At 50.3% G+C, this 956-nt stretch carries 9 tRNA genes and 1 rRNA gene; all 10 read left to right on the top strand.

What is annotated here, in order from left to right:
• The first annotated feature begins 30 nt into the window (after nucleotides 1-30).
• The 10 genes from rrf to D8802_RS09935 all read left to right on the top strand — a co-directional run bounded on the left by rrf (nucleotide 31) and on the right by D8802_RS09935 (nucleotide 951).
• Nucleotides 31-146: ribosomal RNA gene (gene rrf / locus D8802_RS09980) — 5S ribosomal RNA — on the top strand.
• A 29-nt stretch (nucleotides 147-175) separates the two neighbouring features.
• Nucleotides 176-248, top strand: a tRNA-Val gene (locus D8802_RS09975).
• 2 nt (nucleotides 249-250) lie between these two features.
• Nucleotides 251-323 (top strand) — tRNA-Asp (locus tag D8802_RS09970).
• A 22-nt stretch (nucleotides 324-345) separates the two neighbouring features.
• Nucleotides 346-418: transfer RNA gene (locus D8802_RS09965), tRNA-Lys, on the top strand.
• Nucleotides 419-423: 5 nt separating this feature from the next.
• Nucleotides 424-505, top strand: a tRNA-Leu gene (locus D8802_RS09960).
• A gap of 12 nt (nucleotides 506-517) precedes the next feature.
• Nucleotides 518-590, top strand: a tRNA-Thr gene (locus D8802_RS09955).
• Between the two features lie 21 nt (nucleotides 591-611).
• Nucleotides 612-683 (top strand) — tRNA-Gly (locus D8802_RS09950).
• Between the two features lie 7 nt (nucleotides 684-690).
• Nucleotides 691-776 (top strand) — tRNA-Leu (locus tag D8802_RS09945).
• 11 nt (nucleotides 777-787) lie between these two features.
• Nucleotides 788-861, top strand: a tRNA-Arg gene (locus D8802_RS09940).
• Nucleotides 862-877: 16 nt separating this feature from the next.
• Nucleotides 878-951, top strand: a tRNA-Pro gene (locus D8802_RS09935).
• The last annotated feature ends 5 nt before the right edge of the window (nucleotides 952-956 follow it).

Below are 956 nucleotides of genomic sequence, written 5' to 3'. Positions count from 1 at the left end.
TATTCAATTTTGAGTAGGTATTACTCAGAGTTAAGTGANGATAGCCTAGGAGATACACCTGTACCCATGCCGAACACAGTAGTTAAGCCCTAGAACGCCGGAAGTAGTTGGGGGTTGCCCCCTGTGAGATATGGAAGTCGCTTAGCAGAATAGGAAGTTTAGAGGCTTCCTTTTTGGGAGTTTAGCTCAGCTGGGAGAGCATCTGCCTTACAAGCAGAGGGTCAGCGGTTCGATCCCGTTAACTCCCATAGGTCCCGTAGTGTAGCGGTTATCACGTCGCCCTGTCACGGCGAAGATCGCGGGTTCGATTCCCGTCGGGACCGTAAGATAACGGAAGTTATTTTAGACTCGTTAGCTCAGTTGGTAGAGCAATTGACTTTTAATCAATGGGTCACTGGTTCGAGCCCAGTACGGGTCATATTTGCGGGTTTGGCGGAATTGGCAGACGCACCAGATTTAGGATCTGGCGCTTAACGGCGTGGGGGTTCAAGTCCCTTAACCCGCATAGTAGAAATTAGCCGGCTTAGCTCAGTTGGTAGAGCATCTGATTTGTAATCAGAGGGTCGCGTGTTCAAGTCATGTAGCCGGCATTAAAAATAGAAGAGGTCGATGCGAACGTAGTTCAGTGGTAGAACACCACCTTGCCAAGGTGGGGGTCGCGGGTTCGAATCCCGTCGTTCGCTTAGAGAGGCCGGGGTGGCGGAACTGGCAGACGCACAGGACTTAAAATCCTGCGATTGGAAACGATCGTACCGGTTCGATCCCGGTCCTCGGCATATAATAATGAGCACCCTTAGCTCAACTGGATAGAGTACCTGACTACGAATCAGGCGGTTAGAGGTTCGAATCCTCTAGGGTGCATTTTTTCTATTTAACTCGGGAAGTAGCTCAGCTTGGTAGAGTACTTGGTTTGGGACCAAGGTGTCGCAGGTTCGAATCCTGTCTTCCCGATTGAT

The organism is Streptococcus oralis (genome assembly GCF_003943395.1).
Lineage (GTDB): Bacteria > Bacillota > Bacilli > Lactobacillales > Streptococcaceae > Streptococcus > Streptococcus oralis_BF.
Note: the sequence above shows the minus strand (reverse complement) of the source record. Positions and strands in the feature narration are given on the sequence as shown.